We start from the raw sequence: 18,642 nt of genomic DNA on the forward strand, positions 1-18,642 counted from the left end.
GTATAAAGGGGGAATATGAATAATAAAAATAATAATGACAGGTTTTATTCTTTAAATAATTATTTAAAAGAAACTTTTGGTCATAAGATATATAAAGTTTCTCTTGATGGAGGATTTACATGTCCAAACAGAGATGGAACTATATCTTCAAAAGGTTGTCTTTTTTGCAGTGACAGAGGAAGTGGAGAATTTACTGGAGAGAGAGGAAATTCTATAACAAAACAGATAGAAGAACAACTTGAATTTATTTCTGGTAAAAATGAAAATAATAATGTAATAGCTTATTTTCAAAATTTTACAAATACTTATGCCCCTATAGAATATTTAAAAAAAATATATTACGAAGCATTATCTCATGAAAAAGTTATGGGAATTGCTATTGCTACAAGGCCCGATTGTTTAAATGATGAAGTTTTAAACCTCTTATCAGAAATCAATAATAAATTTTTTCTTTGGATAGAACTTGGATTACAAACTGCAAAAAATAATACAGCAGAGATTATAAACAGGGGATATAAGACTTCATGCTATATTGAAGCTTGTGAAAAATTAAACAGCAGAAATATAAAATTTGTAACACATATGATAGTGGGACTTCCTTTTGAAACAAAAGAAGATATTATTAATACAGCCCAGCTTATAAATAATGTAAATTCATGGGGAATTAAAATTCATCTTCTTTATATATTAAAAAATAGTCCTCTTGAAAAATATTATAATGAATATAAGTTTAAAGTTTTTGAAAAAGATGAATACACAGATATTGTTATAGAAATTATATCAATATTAAATCCTAATATAGTTGTTCACAGACTTACAGGAGATGCTAAAAAAGAAGATCTTTTTCTGCCTTTATGGAGTACAGATAAAAGAGGGGTTTTAAATGATATTCAAAAAAAATTAAAATCAAGAAACATATATCAAGGAAAGGAGTATAAATAAATGAGTGTAATATCAAAAATTAAAGAAATGCACAATGAAATGACAGCTAAAGAAAAGAAAATAAGTAAATATATTCTTCAGCATCTTGATAAAATAGTATATATGAATACTTATCAGATTGCTGATAAATGTAAAGTCAGCCAAGCATCTGTTGTAAGGTTTGCAAAAAAATTAGGATATTCTGGTTTTCCTGAATTTAAAATCTCTTTTGGAAGAGACATGGGAAGAAGAGATGTAGAAGACAAAGTAAATTTCATTTATGAAGATATCCATGAAACAGATGGATTGGAAGATCTTGTAAAAAAAATTGCTTATGCAAATAGCAATATAATTCAAGATACATATTCTATTCTTGATGTGAATAGTATCAGACAGGCAATTGATGTATTAAAAAATGCAAGAAAAATTTTTATACTTGGAGCAGGTTATTCAGGAATAGTTGCTAAAGACTTTCATTATAAACTTGGGGAATTAGGTATGAATTCCACATGTGAGTCTGATTATCATATTCTTCTTGCTAGTATTTCCACTCTTAATGAAAACGATGCTGTATTTGTAATTTCACAAGGAGGAAAAACTCTTGATATTTATAATCTTGTAAAAGAAGCTAAAAAAAGAAAAGTAAAAATAATTTCTGTTACACAGATGTCATCAAATCCTATAAGAGATCTCGCTGATATTAAAATAAGTACAATAGTTGAAAAAAATAATTTTCGTTCAACTGCCCTTTCTTCAAGAATTGCACAACTAACAATTATAGATATAATCTATGTTGCTCTTATAACTGAAAACAAGCAGCTTGCTGAAAAATATATAGGAGATGCTATAAAACTTGTAAGTGACTTTAAAATGTAGAATATAAATATAAAACCATTATATCTTGAAATATTCAGATTAATGAATTAATTTTGAAAAAATAATTCAAAATTTATTTTAAAATTTGTATTTTTATTTCTTTTTTGGTTGATTTTTTATGAATAAAGTGTTATCCTATTTATGTAAGGAATGTATAAATGTTTTTAGGAGGATAAAATGAGATTAGTAATAACAGATAAAAATTTTTGTGACTGGGCTGCTGTACATGTAGCAAGAAGAATATTGGAAGCTAAACCTACAAAAGAAAAACCTTTTGTTTTAGGACTTCCTACTGGAGGAACTCCTGTTAATATGTACAAAAGATTAGTTCAATTCTATAAAGATGGCATCTTATCTTTTGAAAATGTTGTAACTTTCAACATGGACGAATATGTAGGACTTGAGCCAAGCAATGAGCAAAGTTATTACAATTATATGCATACAAACCTTTTTGATCATGTGGATATTAAACCTGAAAATATCAATATGCTTAACGGAATGGCAACAGATTATAAAGCTGAATGTCAAAGATATGAAGATAAAATAAAATCTTATGGAGGAATAAACTTATTTGTTGGAGGAATTGGACCAGATGGACACATTGCCTTCAATGAACCAGGTTCATCTTTAAGTTCAAGAACAAGAGATAAAGAACTTACTCACGATACTATTATAGCAAACTCAAGATTTTTTGGAGGAGATATAACTAAAGTTCCAAAGCTTGCTCTTACTGTTGGAGTAGGAACTGTAATGGATGCAGATGAAGTTTTAATTCTTGTAAATGGAGCAGGAAAAGCAAGAGCTCTTCAACATGCAGTAGAAGAGGGAGTAAATCACATGTGGACAATATCAGCTCTTCAAATGCATAGAAATGGAATTATTGTTTCTGATGAAGATGCAACTTTAGAATTAAAAGTTGGTACTTACAGATACTTTAAAGACATTGAACAAAATAATCTTGATACAGATAAAATGATAGCAGATTTATATGCTGAATATAAAAAATAAAATATAAAAAAGAGGGAGATTTCAAAAATGAAGTCTCCCTTATTTGTTATTTTATTAAATCAAGTTCATAAAAAATCATTGGAAGCTCTTTTTCCCATGAAGCTTCAGTATGTTCTCCTTCAATTATAAGATGTGGGAAAACTTGGGCACCTTTTGAAGAAAAAATTCTTGCCATAGCAAGATTTTTCTCTGTTCCTATAGCAAGTTCTTTTGAACCTCTGAACTCCTTTCTTCCCCAACTTATATATATTTTAGTATCAGGATTAAATTGTGATTTTGATATTTCATTTGCAAGTCTTCCAAAAACATGGTCATAAAAAGGAGATACACAGGCTGCTTTTGAAAATATATCAGATCTTACTCCAACTGCATAAACAGACATAAGTCCTCCCATAGAACTACCACCTATTCCTGTATATTTTCTTTCAGAAAGAGTTGGATATTTTTCATCTATATAGGGTTTTAATATATCTACAATCCAATCAACAGTAATTTTACCAAGTCCTTCTATAAATCCAAATCTTTTATCAGTAAATGAGTAAGGAGAAAATTCACAAAGCCTCATATTTCCTTCATGATTGCATTCAAGACCTACAATGATTATCTTTCCCTCTGCTTTATCAAGAAAATTTTTTATTCCCCATGATTTTCCATAAGTAGCATCTTCATCAAAAAAGAGATTATGTCCATCAAACATATATAAAACAGGAAATCTTTCTCCTTTTTTAATTTCATCAGGAATATAGATATGAAGCATTCTTGAAAGATTAAAAGGTTCTATAAAAATTTCTTCTTTTATTATCATTTTAAACTCCTTAGATAAAATATCAGTACAATAAAATTATAACATATGTTTAAGGAAATATGGAAGCTGAACTTTCCACCAAGGCCAGTCATGATCAACATCATGCCCCCAATAGTCAATCCATGCAGGAACTTGAAGTTTTTCTAATATTCCTTTTATCTTATTTGTATCTTCAATACATTCATTTTCCCATTTTCCTTGCCCTACACAAATTACTATTTCAGAGTGTCTATACATATTAAGATAATAATGTTCCCAAGGAATATTTTTTAAATAATCAACAGGTGAGTTATCGTATATCAGGCTGTCATTATAATTTGGAAAAAAGAATCTTGCGTCATATAGTCCACTAAGAGCTATAAGATTATCAAAAATATCAGGACGGCGGAAAAAGAAATTAGCAGAATGATAAGCTCCCATACTGCATCCTGTTGTCATAAATTTTCCGTGATAATCTTCGTGAGCAGTTTGATTATGAATATATCTAAATTTTGGAATTGCTTCATTTACTATATAATTAAACCATCTTTCGTGTTGTACTATTCTTTCGTGATAATCTCCATCTTTTTTTGACCAACTCTCAAGGTCTATGCTATCAACACAGAAAAGCTGAAGTTTTCCTTGCTCTATAAATTCAGCAACAGCATCTATCATTCCAAAATTATAAAAATCAAAGAAGCGTCCATCTTGTGCAGGAAAAACAACACAAGGTTTTCCACTATGTCCGTAAACCATAAATTCCATATCTCTCCCTAGAGAGTGGCTGTATTCCTTATAATATGCAGTATGCATTTTAAAATCCCCCCTGTAAGATTATATAAGCAGTTATTATTAATATTTTTTCAAATACATATTACCAAGTTCAAAACATTCATCTAGTGTTTTAAATCTTGCAATAATCATATCATTTCCCATAGCAGCAGACATAATATCTGGCATTCTTTCTTTCATAACTATGCTGTCTTTGTATTTTTCAATAACTTCTTCTTGTGAGAAAACATAATTATGCATATCTCTTCTTGCAAGACAAACACAATGGTAAGGTCTTGAATTTTTATCAAAATTTCCTTTGTCAGTTGTAACCATATCAGCCCAGATTTGATAAACATCAATATCATTAGCAAAATTCATCATATCAGGAGTAAATCCTCCTGGAGGACGCATATTTACTTCAAGACCTACAATATCTCCCTTGTTTCCAAGTCCTTTTTTATCTTCAAGAAGTCTAAAAAATTCACAGTGGAAAAAACGGCTGTTAGTATCAAATGATTTTACAGTTTTTCTTCCTGCTTCTTTTAAATCTTGTGGTATTTCTCTATATGAATAGTAAATAAGATCTATCTGATCATTTACAAGATCCATTACAGGAACAGGATAAGCATGGGCAGTTTCAAATATTATATCTTTTTTGCTGTCAGCTATTCCATCGTAAGATAAAAGTTCTCCGTTTATAAATTCTTCCATTATATATTCTACATTTTTATCATGTGTAGCATAGAAATACTTCATTTCTTCATCATTAGAAAGTTTATATGTTGCAGCAGCTCCAACCCCATTATTTGGTTTTACTACAACAGGATATCCTACCTCGTCTATAAATTTTTTACCATCTTCATAATATGGAGTCACTATATGATAACGAGCTATCAGAACTCCAGCTTTTTTATAAAATTCTTTCATCTGACTTTTATATTTTATTCCTCCGATTCTATCTTCTTTTAGTCCTGTATTAATATTAAAATCAGTACGAAGTTTTGCATCTCTTAAAAGCCAGTATTCATTATTTGATTCCAGCCAATCAATACGACCATATTTAAAAGTAAAGTATGCACAAGCACGGTAAACCTCATCATAATTTTCAAGAGATGATACTTTATAATATTCATTTAAGACATTTTTAAGTTCAGTGCTTAAATTATCATATTCTTCATCTCCTATTGCTAGAGTATTTACACCATTATTTTTAAGTCCCCTACAAAAATTCCAATAATTTTTTGGAAAATTTGGTGATATAAATACAAAATTCATAAACCCTCACCCCTATTTCACATAAAAATATTACACTAATAATAGCACAATCCAAATTCATAATCAATAGTTTTACTTTATAAACTATAGCTTTAGGTCAATATATGACATTCTAATTTTTTCTATTTTCTGATTTTTCAAAGATAAAAATATTAAAATAAAGATTCTTATTTTCCGATATATTTTTTAAATTATGCATATCTATGAAAAAAATTATTTCATAAAAGCTGAAAGAAACAACTTTTTCATTGTAAAATGATTTTTAAAATGCTATCATTAAGATATAGCAAATTATTAAGGAGGTAATAAATTATGAACGCTAAAAAAATTATTGTTCCTTTTTTATTGATTTCATCTATAGCTTTTGCAGATGTTCAGGTGGAATCTATAAAGAAAGAAAAAACAAGTAAGGATTTTTCTTATAACCTTACAGTTCCACAATTTAAATTTGATGGTCAACCTATGACTGATTTAAACGGAGCATTTACAAATGAAATACTTACAGCTGTAAGAAAAGCAGAGTTTGAAGGGGCTGAACTTAAAAAAACAGGTTCTGTTGCTAAAGCAGAAGCAGTTATTAGTTTTAAAGAGTATAAAAATAGCTTTGGAGTTACTTCTGTTGTTACAAACAATTATTCTTACGGTGGTGGAGCTAACGGAGAAACTGTTTTAAGTAGTTATAACATTGATAATTTAACAGGTAAAATTTTGACTTTTGATGATGTGTTTATAAGAAGTGCAAAAGAATCTATAGAAAAAGGAATATTACAAGCTATAAAAAATAATAAGTCAGGAAAATATTTTGAAAATACTTTAGGAGTAAATCTTGATAACTCAATTATGTTTTTTGATGGTGACTATGTATATTTCCAATTCCAACAATATACAATAGGGCCTCGTTCTTCAGGAAATCCTGCTTTTAAATATAACAAAGAAATATTAAAACCATTTTTTAAATACGAATTTAACAAATAAATTAAAATTTCAAAATAATTTTTAATAGGACTTTTATTAAAAGAAGAAAAATACAGGGCTGTATATTTGGAATTATTTATAAATTTTTCATATTTTCTCTGAAAATTTTATTTTATAATCTCATACAGCCCTGTAAATTTTTAGCAAAAATAGTCCTATTATAAAAAATATTTAAATAGAAATATAAAACATCATATAATTATTTTAAAATAATAATTATTTTTTATATAAAAATAATAAAACTCAATATAATATTAATTATATCTAATTATATTTTTTAAATAATTATTATTTTTATGTTTTATTATTTTTTGTATTTTGTAATTATTATTAAAATAAAATTTATTTTTCATTTTCTTGTAAATACTCAGGTAATTTTGAAATTACCCTTTTATCAAGGATACTTTTTGCATTTATATAAATCTCAGTTACTCTAGTGTCAGCATGACCTAAAAAGTCTCTTATTTCTAAAATGTCAGCACCATTTGCAGAAAGTTCAGTTGCAATAGCATGTCTTATATTATGTGGGCTTATATCTATTCCAATAGATTTTCCCATTTCTTGAATTATATTATATAGTGCTTTATATGAAAGCTGAGTATTTTTTTGAAAAGAACTAGGAAAGACAAATTTTTCTTCCATATCTTCTTCTGAAAAATTATACATATTCATTACAAAATTTTTATACTCATTCAGCTTTTTTACAAGAATTTCATGAACTGGTTTATACTGTTCTCTTCCACTTTTAGTTTTTTCCAATTTTATAAAGTAATCATTATCTCTTTTAAGAATATTATTGTATCGGACATTTATTAATTCCTGACTTCTCATTCCAGTATAAAAAAGCGTATAAAGAATAATTGTATTTCTATACTCTTTTTCTCCATATACTTTATATGTATCTAATATTTTTTTTATATCTTCAAAAGAAACTTTTAAAATATTATCAATATTTCTTCCAGTTTTAAAAAGTTTCACAAACTTAAAAGGATTTTTTACTCCATGTTTTTCAAGTTCATTATATAAAGATTTTAATGCCGAAATAATTTTATTCACAGATGTTTTTTTTAAATTTCTTTCATACAAAAGATGTGAAAGATAATCTTCTACATCCTCTTCAGATATATCAGACATAAGTTCTACAATTTCATCTCTCTGTATAGGCTCCCCATTATCATATACAAAAAGTAAGAAATCATTAAGATAGAAAAGATAATCTTTCATAGTTTTTTCACTTCTGTAAATTTCAAATATGGATTTTCTATTTTCTTTTTCTCTTTTTTTTCTTCTTCTGACTGTAACTTCACTGTTGCTTCTGTTTATGATATCAAAATCCAAGATTATCCCTCCTTTTTAAATTTTCATTTCATAAAAGTCCTATTAAATAATTTAAATAATTTTTATTCTATATCTCCTATCTCTACTTCTTTCACTTCTCCAAGTTCCATTTCTTTAAGTTCTAATTTTCCAAAAGAAATTCTTTTAAGATATACTACTTTGTTATTTACAGCTTCTAACATTTTTTTAACTTGATGGAATTTTCCTTCTTTTATAGTAAGATGAATTTTTTTCTCTTCTATTTTTTTTGCTTCTGCAGGCATTGTAATATACCCACCAATATCAACACCTTTTCTTAATTTTTCTAAATCGTCTTCAGAAATATCCTTTTCAAGTTCTGCATAATAAGTTTTATCAACATGACTTTTAGGAGAAAGAAGTCTATGATTAAGCTGCCCATCGTTAGTAAGAAGTAGAAGTCCTTCTGTATCTTTATCAAGTCTTCCAACAGGAGCAAGATCCTTTTTTATTACCCAATCAGGAAGAATATCCATTACAGTTTTTTCTCTAGGATCATCAACTGCTGTAATATATCCCGAAATTTTATTTAAAATATAATATCGGAATTTTTTATATTTTATAATTTTTTCATTATATTTTACTATATCTTTTTCTTCATTAACATTTTCTTTAGGTGATGAAACTGTTTTTTCATTAACTGAAACAGCACCACTGTCTATAATTTTTTTTACTTCTTTTCTGCTTCCTATTCCACATTCTGTTAAGTATTTATCTAATCTCATATAAATATTTTATCTCCTTTCATCGTCTATTATGATTATACCACATATCCCTAAAGTAATAAATCAGTTGTGAATTTACTTTTAATCATGCTATAATTAACATAGTAATGTTTAAAAGGAGAGATATAAATGGTTGATTTTAAAAAAGTTGATGAATATATAGATTATATAGAAGAGGGAAGAATTCCTGATGGTATGACTTTTAATGAATTTGCTGTAGAATTCTATAATGAAAGTAAAGTTATTCCTCTTTCAAAATATCTTAGAAATAAAGGAAGAACTTCAAAAATTCCTAAGATTATGAATACAAAAAAAACTGGAGAAATTTTATACGATACTGAAAAATCTGGAGATGAAATAAGAACTTTCCTTAAAAGGAAAGGATTTGATAAAGTACCTGAACTTAATTATACTCTTGTTATGCTTGTGAGAAAAATAGATCTTTTAGATAACTGGAAAAAAATAATAGCTTATCTTCAAGGAGATAAAACAATAGAAGAAATTAATAATTCCACAAAAAGTAAACTTCTTCCTGGTGAAGTAGCTAGGCTTGAACAATATATAATGAATGAACTTCATATAGATGATGAGAAACTAAATTGGTTTTTAACTAAATTTAAAAAACTTGAAAGTAATAGAGAACTTCTTCGTGCAGTAAAAAAATTAAATAGGCAATAATACTTGACTAAAAGAACTTTATTAAATTAGAGTTCTTTTTTTATAAAAGTATTATTGTCTTTCATGAATTTTTAATATATAATGTATTTTTAGAATTATAAAAGGAGGAACAGCAATGAACAAGTTAGAAAGAAGAAAATTAATAGAAACTGCTCTTGGAAAAAGGGAAGCTGACCTTAAAATTGAAAATGCTAATCTTGTAAATGTTTTTTCAGGGGAAATTTATTCTGCAAGTATATATCTTTGTGGAGAATATATAGCAGATACAGTGGAAAGTAAAAATGACACAAATAAACCAGCAAAAAAAATTATAGATTTAAAAGGAAAATATTTAGCACCAGGATTTATTGATTCACATCTTCATATTGAAAGTAGTCATTTAACTCCGTACCATTTTGCTGAGGCAGTCATTCCAAAAGGAACTACAACAATAGTAGCTGATCCTCATGAAATAGGAAATGCACTTGGAGAAGAAGGAATTGACTATATGCTTAATGCCTCTGAAAATCTTCCAATGAACCAATATTTTTTAATTCCTTCTTGTGTGCCTTCTGTTGTAGGACTTGAAACAACAGGAGCAGAATTTAATTCTGAAATAATTGATAAAATGCTTGATAAAGAAAGAGTTCTTGGACTTGGGGAGATAATGGACTATATAGGTGTTATTAACTCTGATAAAAGAATGGAAGACATTATAGATGTAGCTTATCAAAAAAATAAATTTCTTCAAGGACATGCACCTGAGGTAACAGGAAATGATTTATCTGCTTATCTTTGTGGAGGACCTGTATCATGCCATGAGGTGAGAAATGGTTTTCATGCTAAAGAAAAAATAAGAAAAGGAATGACAGTTGATGCGAGAGAAAGTTCTATCAGCAAAAATATTACATCAATAGTTGAAAATATAAAAGATTTTAAATCTCCAAGAAATTTTACTTTATGTACAGATGACAGAGAACCTAAAGATATTCTTGAGAAAGGACATATAAATGATTGTATAAGAACAGCTGTAAAAGCAGGGCTTGATCCTATTGAAGCTGTGAGAGCTGTAACTTTAAATACTGCTCAAGTATATAACCTTGAAAAACTTGGTGCTATAGCTCCGGGATATAAGGCAGATATGGTTGTTTTTGATAATCTTAAAGATTTTAATGTTGAAACAGTTTTCTTTAAAGGAAAAATTGTGGCAGAAAATAATAAAATGGTTGCAGAAATTATCAAACCATCTCTTGAAACAGAAAATAAAAACACTGTAACTGTAAAAGATTTTAAAGCTGATGATTTTAGAATAAAAGCTCCTATTGAAAATGGAACTATGGAAATTATAGGAATGGAATATATAAGCAGAGAGCGTTCTGTAACAAGAAGAAAAGTATTTACTGTAAATGTAAAAAATGGATATATTGACCTTCAAGGGACAGAACTTAATTTTGTAGCTGTTGTAAATAGATATCCTGAAAATGATAATATTGCTTTAGCTGTTGTGGAAAATTTTTATCTTGAAAAAGGAGCAGTGGGAACTACTTATTCACATGATTCACATAATTTAACTATTATTTATAATAAAGCAGAAGATGCTGAAATTATATGTAAAAGAGCTTCTGAATCAGGAGGAGGAGTTTTTGTTGCTGAAGAGGGAAAAATTATTGATGAAGTTTTATTCCCTATAGGAGGTATGCTTTCTAAAAAGCCAGCAAAAGAGTTAAGTGTTGATATTGAAAGAATGAATAATCTTCTTAAAGAATATGGCATAAGAACTGACAGTCCTGTTACAAGACCAAGTACATTGGCACTTATTGTTATTCCAGATGTAAAGATGAGTGATTTAGGACTTGTTGATGTTGTTAAACAAGAAGTAATCAAACAATTTTAATTTTTAATATATTAAGGAGGATTTTTCAAATGAAGAAAGAAAATTTCTTAGACAGTTACTTTAAAATAAGTGAAAGAAAAAGTAATGTCAAAACTGAACTTGGGGCTGGACTTGCTACTTTTATGACAATGTCATATATACTTATAGTTCACCCTACAATTATGAAAGCTGCAGGAATGCCACAGGATCAAGTATTTACTGTTACAGCTTTAACTTCGTGTATATTTACTCTGCTTATGGGAATATATGCAAAACTTCCTTTTGCTCTTGCACCTGCTATGGGAAGCAATGCTTTTCTTGCATTTACTCTTGTGGGAAGTGGAAATATAACATGGCAGCAAGGTTTGGCAATGAATATAATATCTGGAATAATATTCCTTTTAATGTCATTGTTTGGATTCAGAGAAGTCATTGTAAAATTTCTTCCTAAAAGTTTAAAACTTGGAATAGGAGCAACTGTAGGAATATTCCTTATAGAACTTGGTTTTAAAAATGGAAGTCTTATGAAAATTGCAAACAATTCAATATCTATGGGAGATATTAAAAGCCCTGCAACTTTAACAGCTCTTTTTGGAATAGGAGTTACAGCTGTACTTGTGGCGAAAAAAGTAAGATGTGATATGCTTCTTGGAATTATTGCTGCTACAGTTATAGGAATTCCTCTTGGAGTAACTAAACTTCCTTCAAGTATTATTGCTCTTCCTGCAAGCATTAATGATATAGCATTTAAACTTGATTTTTCAAATATATTTTCAATAGAAATTCTGCCAATACTTTTTGTTTTCTTTGTGGGAGATTTCTTCTCAACTCTTGGTACACTTCTTGGAGTATCAGAAAAAGCAGGACTTCTTGATGAAAATGGAGACCTTCCAGATATTCAAAAACCTTTTACTGTAGATGCACTTGGAACAGTTGTGGGATCTGCACTTGGAACAACTACAATAACTACATTTGTTGAATCAGCAGCAGGAGTTGGAGCTGGAGGAAGAACAGGACTTACTTCTATATCAACAGGAATTTTATTCTTTTTAAGTTTATTTTTCAGCCCTCTTGCACTTATGGTTCCTGGAGCTGCAACAGCACCTGCCCTTATAATAATGGGAATAATTATGTTAAGTGGTATGAAAAATATAGAGTATGATGATTTCACAGAATCTTTTCCTGTATTTTTTATGATTATTGCCACTGCCTTTACAAACAGCATTGCTAATGGTGTAGGTGCAGGAATAATTGTATATACACTTATAAAAGCAGGAACAGGAAAAGCAAAAGATGTCAGCATTGGGTTATATATTCTTGCATTTATAATGGTTCTATATTTTATAAGATAAAAATTAAAAAACAAATAAAAAATATCAGTAGTTTATTTTCTAATAAAGATTTTTAACTGCTGATATTTTTATTTTAAATGCAATATATATTATTTTTTGTACTCTGTAATTTTATCTCTTTCCATATTTATTATATGAAACCTTATTCCAATTTACATCTTTTTCTGTATAATGAGGTTTTTCTTCAGCAGAATAACCAATAACAATAAGGCACATAACCATAAAATTATCTGGAGTATTTGTTTTTTCTCTGAAAAATTCTTCTGATGATTTTCCATCAGCTGTTTTTCTTTCATTTACATGAACCCAACAACTTCCAAGTCCAAGTTCATGAGCTTTTACTTGCATTGCAAACCCAGCAATGCAGCAATCTGCAAGAAGTGTAGATGATTTTCCAATTTCTCCCATAACACCTATTACAAGAGGAGCATCTTTTACAAATGAAGATCCATGCTCTCTAAGCTCAGCAACTTCTTTTATAAGATCTTTATCATCAATAACTACAAATTCACATGGACGGCTGTTTCTTCCTGTAGGAGCAAGAAGGGCTGCCTTTAAAATTTCATCAATTTTTTCTTTTTCAACAGGTATGTCTTTGTATTTTCTTATACTTCTTCTAGTCATAAAATCCATAATATCACTTCTCCTTTAATAAAAAAATTATTTAATAAGATTATATAAATATTCTATCTCCTGTTTCCAAATAGTTTCATCAATAGTTTCAAGAATAATAGGAATATTATCAAATCTTTTATCATTCATAAATCTTATAAAAAATTCTTCTCCTAAAACACCTTTTCCTATACTATCATGCCTATCTTTTTTAGAACCTGTATCAAATTTACTGTCATTTAAATGAACTCCTTTAAGATATTTAAAACCTATAATTTTTTCAAAATCGTTCATAGTTTTTTCATATCCCTCTTCATCTTTAAGTTCATATCCTGCAGCAAGAGTATGGCAAGTATCTATACATACTCCTATTCTATCTTTATCTTCAATAAGATTTATAATTTCAGCAATTTCTTCAAATTTACTTCCTATATTACTTCCTTGCCCAGCTGTTGTTTCTAAGACAACAACAATATCGGAAACTTTTTTATGAGCCTCATTTATTGAATTAGCAATAAGTCTTATACATTCTTCCTGTGAAATTTCATTAAGATGACTTCCTGGATGCATATTAAGATATTTAAGACCAAGCTGTCTGCATCTTTCCATTTCATCTATAAAAGCATTTAAAGATTTTTCTCTTTTTTCATTGTCTCCATTTCCAAGATTATGAAGATAACTATTATGAGGAAGAATATATTCAGGAGATATTCCTGACTTTTCCATAAATTCTTTAAATTTTTTTATTTCTCCCTCTTCTAAAGGTTTTGAATCCCATCTTCTTTGATTTTTGGTAAAAAGAGCAAAAGCTCTTGCTCCTATATTTTCTGCATTTTCAAAAGCCTTTGAAACTCCTCCTTGAGTACTTACATGAGCTCCAATAAATTTATTTATTTTATTTTCTATATTAATCACTCCTTTTCTCAATTTATAATATAATTATATCACAGTTAAATTAAATATAGAAAAAGTATTTTTAATACACTTAAAAAATTTGTAAAATAAATTGAATTTTATAAAAAAAAGTTGTATATTGAGTAGTAATAAATTTAAATTTATAAATTTTAGGGAGGGAGTTTTTTATGAACAGCAGCAGTTTAAGGAGAAGTCTTATTGCTCTTGCTTTTGGAACTTTGGGACTTGGGATTGCAGAATTTGTAATGATGGGAATACTTCCAGATACAGCAGTTTCATTGGGAGTTTCTATTCCTACAGCAGGACATTTTATTTCAGCATATGCTCTTGGAGTATGTTTTGGAGCATGTATGTTACTTATACTTCGTAAGTATCCTATGAAAAATTCTTTACTTTTTCTAGTTTCGCTTATGATGGTTGGTAATATAGGAGCAGCTTTAGCTCAAAGTTATCATTTTATGCTTGTAGCTCGTTTTATATCTGGTTTACCTCATGGAGCATATTTTGGAGTGGCATCTATTGTTGCATCAAAGCTTGCCCAAAAAGGAAGAGAGTCTGAAGCAGTGTCAATTATGATAGCAGGAATGACAATAGCAAATCTTTTTGGAGTCCCTTTAGGAACTCTTTTAAGTACTTTTCTTTCTTGGAGAATTATTTTTTGTTTGGTTGTTATATGGTGTATCCTTACTTTATATTCAATAAAAAAATATGTTCCTTACATACCACCTCTTCCAGACACAGGATTCATGGGGCAATTTAAATTTTTAAAATATCCAGCACCATGGCTTTTACTTGGAGCTACAATGTTTGGAAATGGAGGAGCTTTTGCATGGTACAGTTATGTTACTCCTATGCTTATACAAGTATCAGGATTTAAGGCTGAAATTATAACAGGAATAATGGTTTTAGCAGGAGCAGGAATGGTAACAGGAAATCTTGTTGGTGGAAAATTAAGCACCCGTTTTTATCCTGGAAAAGTAGGAGCAGGATTTCAAGGAGTTATGGCTCTTTCATTATTCTTAATATTTTTTCTTGCACAATATAAGATACCTGCAGTATTTTTAATGTGTGCTGTTACTTTTTGCTTATTTGCTGTAAGCAGTCCTCAGCAATTTTTAATCATTAAATTTTCTCAAGGAGGAGAAATGCTTGGAGCTGCTGGAATTCAAATTGCATTTAATATGGGAAATGCTCTTGGAGCATATCTTGGAGGTATTCCTATAGCACATGGAATGGAAATTCAATATTCTGCTCTTGTAGGAACATGTTCTGCAGCTATGGGATTTATAATTTTTTCTTTTTTTAATCACTTATACCAAGATAAAAATATATAATAAAAGTAAATTAAAAAGGCGATTAGATTTTTATACTAATCGTCTTTTTTATACTGGAGATATAATTTAAAAAATTTCATTAAATTTATCAAAATAAAATACTACTTGCTTATTTTTTTAAATTTTAAATTTTTTTCTATCAAGGCAAATACATCATCATGAGTAAGAGTTTTTTGACCTTTTAAAGTTTCAAGAAACTCTTTTACAGCTTCATGTTCTTTCTTATGGTATTTGTTGATGATATAGTGTACATCAGCTTCCTGATTAAAGTTTACATATTTATGTTCTTTCATATAAATCATCTCCTGAAATCCCCAGCCAACCATATTATAAATCTTTTTATCTGAAATATCAAGCTTTCAGCTTTTTCCCTGCTGCAAAAGGAAGAAAAATTGTAAACAGAATAAGAAGTACTAAAGATGTTATAAGAGCTGTTACTGCTCCTTTTGAAATCCATATATCAAGAAGAATTCCTATAAGCACAAAGCTCCAAGAAGTCATTGCATAACATAAAGTATGATCTGCAAAAGCTGAGCTTTTAAGTTCAGGATCTGTAACTCTTAAAAGAAGAAGTCCTGTTATAAAAATTCCTGTATTCATTCCAAAACTTATAATTCCATGTTCAAACCAATCTTCTCTTATAAATAATTTACTAAAAACAAAAATATATATAAATGTAACAAGAAAGCCCATCAAAGAAACAAAAATTATAGGAATAATATATTGTGCTATAACTTTTACAGGCATACTTGCTATAGCTGCAATAATTGCATATTCAGTAAGCATTCCAGAAAGCTTTGATTTTACTTTACTGTCAACTAAATGTTTTAAATTTAATTTACACATTACATACCAGACAATAAACATAATAAATACAGCATATGTCCATACAGCTATACTTCTTAAATATATAATTTTATGTGCTTTTACAAAATTAAAAACAATGTATGAAAGAGCTGTTACACTTAATATAAGAGCTGAATGAAATCCTAATGTATCAACTGATGTGGATAGTGTTGTCTCTCTTCCTATAGAATTCTGTCTTGATATATCTTTTTCATAACCTGTTTTTAAAGCTTCAGGAATATTTTCTGGTTTTTCAATATATCTGCACACCTTTTTTCTTGCACCTATATTTATAATAAGCATTCCAAAAAGTATTCCTCCCACAAGTCCAAAAGTTGCAACTGCTGAACCTACTCCTTGTGATATATCCCAATAAGGAAGATTTCTGTCTTTTAACATATTTGAAAGCATTCCTATTGTTCCATGTCCTCCAGCAAAAGCAAATTCAAGTTCTGCTCCAAAGATTGGATAAAGATTTGGAATTATATTTTTAAAAATCAAATAAGAAATTATTCCTACACCTATTTGTCCCATAGTTACTCCCATCATAATAAGTCCATGAGGAAGAACTGTTTTTAGTCTATCCTTATTATTTGAGACAGAAAGCCCTAAAGGAATTGAAGCTACAATAGGAACAATAAGAGTTCCTGGAATTTTTGAATAAATATTTATATATTCTTTGGGAAGAGGGAGCATAAGAAGAAGAAATCCACCTATTACAGAAGCTGGAAGAAATAAATTCTGTAATATTTTTATTTTTGCTCTTAAAGCTACTCCTATAAGCAAGAACACACTTAAAAGACCTATACTGTAAATAAAAACTGTTGTCATTTTACCTCCTGAAAGTTTAATCTGCAGTAATATAATATCATATCTTTTTAATTTTTTATAAATAATTTCAAAACATATGTGTATTTACTAAAATTTTATTTTATGTTTATGTATTTCTTACAAAAAATAAAGTTATTTATTAAAAAGCAATATTAGATAAATTATCTTCATATTTTTTAATAAATTAAAAAAATTGTTTGAAAATTGTGCAGATTATGGTATACTATAAATATAAAAAAGGTAGTTTTTTTAATAGAATATTATTGCATTTGAGGAGGAACTATGAATCAGGAATTAAATCAAAAATTAAATTATTTACTATTAGGTGAAGAAAAATATACAGAATGTCCACACATTGTGACTCTTACTACTGAAGAAAACGGTATTACTATTACTGACGACTGTGGAACAGATAGAGTTGTTAAAATATCTTATCAAGATATAGTAAACAGAGTTCTTGACCATGAAGCAGGAAAAACAATAGTTGCTGACATTATAAAAGAAATAACTTTCAGAAGCAGATAAAAGAAAAAAGCACTTTGGTTTAAAACCAAGGTGCTTTTCTTTATAACTTACAAAGTAATAAGGCTCTACTCTTCAACTTTTCCATTTTTATAGACACAATCTTTTACAACATTTCCACTTTCATCATATTCTTTATATGGACCTTCAAGTATTCCCCCATCAGTGTAATTTGCACTTATATATATCTGCCCATTAGGATAATATTCTTTATATGGACCAAATAGTTTTCCATCTTTATAGTTTAAGTCACATTGAACTTTTCCATCAGGATAAAATTTTATATTTGTAGTAGTAGTCCAGTTATTAACATGTTCTACTAATTTTTTAGTTTGTCCATTAGGATAGAAAGCTTCATATCTTCCTATGATTTCACCATTAATCAGATGATAAACAGTGTCTCTTGCTCCATTAGAAAGGAAAGTTTCATATAATCCATGAAGATTTCCATTTTTATAATGTTTTTTTGTTTCTATATTTCCGTTAGGATAGTAACATTTGTACTCTCCTTCTCTCACCCCATTGACATAATTTTTTTCTTCTTTTACAGCCCCGCTTTCATAATACTTAACCCATAAACCTTCTTTTTTTCCATTTGCATTGTATTGATTGGCCATTTGTGTTACCTCCTCATTACTTTGTGTTATTATGTTTTATGTATTTAAAAAAGATTTGCTTTAAAATTAATTTTTGAATTATGCAAAAACATTTATTTCCTGTCTGTTTGTAAGGGTAATTATGTACCAGTGCAGTTCAGGATACATTGGACTTAATCCAATATCATCAATATCATCTACAAGATCACATTCTCTTATTTCTTCCAGCTGTTCTTCTGTAACAGGCTGACCGTTAAATCCCATTAGTTCTTCCAGTGTCATTTTATCTATCTCCTAGTACTATATTGTTACTTTAATTATACCCCAGATTTTATGAAATGCAATAGGCAATGTATAAAATAATTATAAAAGCTTTATTTTTCAACAATTTTCTGCTATAATTTTTTTAA

The 18,642-nt window shown here is 28.5% G+C and carries 20 protein-coding genes; 9 read left to right on the forward strand and 11 right to left on the reverse strand.

The annotated features are described in order from the left end of the window. The first annotated feature begins 15 nt into the window (after positions 1-15). The 3 genes from I6E17_RS03405 (at position 16) to nagB (ending at position 2,805) form a co-directional block, all read left to right on the forward strand. Positions 16-942: a TIGR01212 family radical SAM protein gene (locus I6E17_RS03405; RefSeq protein ID WP_235235559.1), complete on the forward strand. Its 927-nt coding sequence runs from the start codon at positions 16-18 to the stop codon at positions 940-942. Then, complete coding sequence (locus tag I6E17_RS03410) at positions 943-1,797, forward strand: MurR/RpiR family transcriptional regulator (protein ID WP_235235560.1); 855 nt, start codon at positions 943-945, stop codon at positions 1,795-1,797. A 177-nt stretch (positions 1,798-1,974) separates the two neighbouring features. Further along, positions 1,975-2,805 carry a glucosamine-6-phosphate deaminase gene (gene nagB / locus I6E17_RS03415; protein ID WP_235235562.1) on the forward strand — a complete coding sequence of 277 codons (831 nt, stop codon included), beginning with the start codon at positions 1,975-1,977 and terminating at the stop codon, positions 2,803-2,805. Positions 2,806-2,851: 46 nt separating this feature from the next. On the opposite strand, the gene I6E17_RS03420 is transcribed toward nagB, so the two are convergent. Genes I6E17_RS03420 through I6E17_RS03430 form a run of 3 tightly spaced genes read right to left on the reverse strand, consistent with a single transcriptional unit; the run spans position 2,852 to position 5,638 of the window. Beyond that, positions 2,852-3,610, reverse strand: coding sequence for an alpha/beta hydrolase (locus I6E17_RS03420; RefSeq protein ID WP_235235564.1), 759 nt, complete (start codon positions 3,608-3,610; stop codon positions 2,852-2,854). Positions 3,611-3,646: 36 nt separating this feature from the next. Further along, a complete protein-coding gene (locus I6E17_RS03425) occupies positions 3,647-4,402 on the reverse strand; it encodes an esterase family protein (RefSeq protein WP_235235566.1) in 756 nt (251 codons plus the stop codon). A gap of 39 nt (positions 4,403-4,441) precedes the next feature. Beyond that, positions 4,442-5,638, reverse strand: a complete 1,197-nt coding sequence (locus I6E17_RS03430) for an ATP-grasp domain-containing protein (protein ID WP_235235568.1) — start codon at positions 5,636-5,638, stop codon at positions 4,442-4,444. 312 nt (positions 5,639-5,950) lie between these two features. On the opposite strand from I6E17_RS03430, the gene I6E17_RS03435 reads away from it, so the two are divergent. Next, the gene (locus I6E17_RS03435; RefSeq protein ID WP_235235570.1) at positions 5,951-6,613 is read left to right on the forward strand and encodes a PdaC/SigV domain-containing protein; all 663 of its coding nucleotides are present in this window, start codon (positions 5,951-5,953) and stop codon (positions 6,611-6,613) included. A gap of 342 nt (positions 6,614-6,955) precedes the next feature. Here the strand turns inward: I6E17_RS03435 and I6E17_RS03440 are convergent, their stop codons facing one another. Next, the gene (locus tag I6E17_RS03440; RefSeq protein ID WP_235235572.1) at positions 6,956-7,951 is read right to left on the reverse strand and encodes a tyrosine-type recombinase/integrase; all 996 of its coding nucleotides are present in this window, start codon (positions 7,949-7,951) and stop codon (positions 6,956-6,958) included. 62 nt (positions 7,952-8,013) lie between these two features. Beyond that, positions 8,014-8,694, reverse strand: coding sequence for a pseudouridine synthase (locus tag I6E17_RS03445; protein ID WP_235235574.1), 681 nt, complete (start codon positions 8,692-8,694; stop codon positions 8,014-8,016). Between the two features lie 129 nt (positions 8,695-8,823). Here I6E17_RS03445 and I6E17_RS03450 point away from each other — a divergent pair, with 129 nt between their 5' ends. The 3 genes from I6E17_RS03450 (at position 8,824) to I6E17_RS03460 (ending at position 12,576) form a co-directional block, all read left to right on the forward strand. Further along, the gene (locus I6E17_RS03450) at positions 8,824-9,372 is read left to right on the forward strand and encodes a hypothetical protein (protein ID WP_176829587.1); all 549 of its coding nucleotides are present in this window, start codon (positions 8,824-8,826) and stop codon (positions 9,370-9,372) included. Between the two features lie 115 nt (positions 9,373-9,487). Continuing rightward, complete coding sequence (gene ade, locus I6E17_RS03455) at positions 9,488-11,245, forward strand: adenine deaminase (RefSeq protein WP_235235576.1); 1,758 nt, start codon at positions 9,488-9,490, stop codon at positions 11,243-11,245. 29 nt (positions 11,246-11,274) lie between these two features. Then, positions 11,275-12,576 (forward strand): NCS2 family permease, encoded by a 1,302-nt coding sequence (locus I6E17_RS03460; protein WP_235235578.1) that lies wholly within the window; start codon positions 11,275-11,277, stop codon positions 12,574-12,576. Between the two features lie 111 nt (positions 12,577-12,687). Here the strand turns inward: I6E17_RS03460 and I6E17_RS03465 are convergent, their stop codons facing one another. Further along, entirely contained in the window at positions 12,688-13,209 is a 522-nt protein-coding gene (locus I6E17_RS03465; RefSeq protein ID WP_235235581.1) for a nitroreductase family protein, read from the reverse strand. A gap of 27 nt (positions 13,210-13,236) precedes the next feature. Beyond that, positions 13,237-14,103, reverse strand: coding sequence for a deoxyribonuclease IV (gene nfo / locus I6E17_RS03470; protein WP_235235582.1), 867 nt, complete (start codon positions 14,101-14,103; stop codon positions 13,237-13,239). A 167-nt stretch (positions 14,104-14,270) separates the two neighbouring features. Here nfo and I6E17_RS03475 point away from each other — a divergent pair, with 167 nt between their 5' ends. Beyond that, a complete protein-coding gene (locus I6E17_RS03475; protein WP_235235584.1) occupies positions 14,271-15,437 on the forward strand; it encodes an MFS transporter in 1,167 nt (388 codons plus the stop codon). 101 nt (positions 15,438-15,538) lie between these two features. On the opposite strand, the gene I6E17_RS03480 is transcribed toward I6E17_RS03475, so the two are convergent. Together I6E17_RS03480 and I6E17_RS03485 are read right to left on the reverse strand one after the other, a co-directional pair. Next, on the reverse strand, positions 15,539-15,730 hold the full coding sequence (locus I6E17_RS03480) for a hypothetical protein (RefSeq protein ID WP_235235586.1): 192 nt from the start codon (positions 15,728-15,730) through the stop codon (positions 15,539-15,541). Positions 15,731-15,788: 58 nt separating this feature from the next. Beyond that, positions 15,789-17,114, reverse strand: coding sequence for a sodium/glutamate symporter (locus I6E17_RS03485; RefSeq protein ID WP_235235588.1), 1,326 nt, complete (start codon positions 17,112-17,114; stop codon positions 15,789-15,791). 282 nt (positions 17,115-17,396) lie between these two features. Between I6E17_RS03485 and I6E17_RS03490 the strand changes: the two genes are divergently transcribed. After that, positions 17,397-17,639, forward strand: coding sequence for a hypothetical protein (locus I6E17_RS03490; protein ID WP_235235590.1), 243 nt, complete (start codon positions 17,397-17,399; stop codon positions 17,637-17,639). 65 nt (positions 17,640-17,704) lie between these two features. Here I6E17_RS03490 and I6E17_RS03495 read toward each other — a convergent pair whose 3' ends face one another. Next, positions 17,705-18,253, reverse strand: coding sequence for a toxin-antitoxin system YwqK family antitoxin (locus I6E17_RS03495; protein ID WP_235235592.1), 549 nt, complete (start codon positions 18,251-18,253; stop codon positions 17,705-17,707). A gap of 78 nt (positions 18,254-18,331) precedes the next feature. Next, the gene (locus I6E17_RS03500) at positions 18,332-18,514 is read right to left on the reverse strand and encodes a hypothetical protein (protein ID WP_235235593.1); all 183 of its coding nucleotides are present in this window, start codon (positions 18,512-18,514) and stop codon (positions 18,332-18,334) included. Between the last annotated feature and the right edge of the window lie 128 nt (positions 18,515-18,642).

The sequence above is a fragment of the Fusobacterium perfoetens genome (genome assembly GCF_021531595.1).
GTDB lineage: Bacteria > Fusobacteriota > Fusobacteriia > Fusobacteriales > Fusobacteriaceae > Fusobacterium_B.

Excerpts from the sequence above, each read along its gene's own strand:
- I6E17_RS03475 (WP_235235584.1), top strand. The coding sequence starts at position 14,271 with ATGAACAGCAGCAGTTTAAGGAGAAGTCTTATTGCTCTTGCTTTTGGA.
- I6E17_RS03430 (WP_235235568.1), bottom strand. The coding sequence starts at position 5,638 with ATGAATTTTGTATTTATATCACCAAATTTTCCAAAAAATTATTGGAAT.
- I6E17_RS03490 (WP_235235590.1), top strand. The coding sequence starts at position 17,397 with ATGAATCAGGAATTAAATCAAAAATTAAATTATTTACTATTAGGTGAA.
- I6E17_RS03435 (WP_235235570.1), top strand. The coding sequence starts at position 5,951 with ATGAACGCTAAAAAAATTATTGTTCCTTTTTTATTGATTTCATCTATA.
- I6E17_RS03500 (WP_235235593.1), bottom strand. The coding sequence starts at position 18,514 with ATGACACTGGAAGAACTAATGGGATTTAACGGTCAGCCTGTTACAGAA.
- I6E17_RS03485 (WP_235235588.1), bottom strand. The coding sequence starts at position 17,114 with ATGACAACAGTTTTTATTTACAGTATAGGTCTTTTAAGTGTGTTCTTG.
- I6E17_RS03460 (WP_235235578.1), top strand. The coding sequence starts at position 11,275 with ATGAAGAAAGAAAATTTCTTAGACAGTTACTTTAAAATAAGTGAAAGA.
- ade (WP_235235576.1), top strand. The coding sequence starts at position 9,488 with ATGAACAAGTTAGAAAGAAGAAAATTAATAGAAACTGCTCTTGGAAAA.
- nagB (WP_235235562.1), top strand. The coding sequence starts at position 1,975 with ATGAGATTAGTAATAACAGATAAAAATTTTTGTGACTGGGCTGCTGTA.
- I6E17_RS03420 (WP_235235564.1), bottom strand. The coding sequence starts at position 3,610 with ATGATAATAAAAGAAGAAATTTTTATAGAACCTTTTAATCTTTCAAGA.
- I6E17_RS03480 (WP_235235586.1), bottom strand. The coding sequence starts at position 15,730 with ATGAAAGAACATAAATATGTAAACTTTAATCAGGAAGCTGATGTACAC.
- I6E17_RS03410 (WP_235235560.1), top strand. The coding sequence starts at position 943 with ATGAGTGTAATATCAAAAATTAAAGAAATGCACAATGAAATGACAGCT.
- I6E17_RS03445 (WP_235235574.1), bottom strand. The coding sequence starts at position 8,694 with ATGAGATTAGATAAATACTTAACAGAATGTGGAATAGGAAGCAGAAAA.
- I6E17_RS03450 (WP_176829587.1), top strand. The coding sequence starts at position 8,824 with ATGGTTGATTTTAAAAAAGTTGATGAATATATAGATTATATAGAAGAG.
- I6E17_RS03405 (WP_235235559.1), top strand. The coding sequence starts at position 16 with ATGAATAATAAAAATAATAATGACAGGTTTTATTCTTTAAATAATTAT.
- I6E17_RS03425 (WP_235235566.1), bottom strand. The coding sequence starts at position 4,402 with ATGCATACTGCATATTATAAGGAATACAGCCACTCTCTAGGGAGAGAT.
- I6E17_RS03495 (WP_235235592.1), bottom strand. The coding sequence starts at position 18,253 with ATGGCCAATCAATACAATGCAAATGGAAAAAAAGAAGGTTTATGGGTT.
- I6E17_RS03465 (WP_235235581.1), bottom strand. The coding sequence starts at position 13,209 with ATGGATTTTATGACTAGAAGAAGTATAAGAAAATACAAAGACATACCT.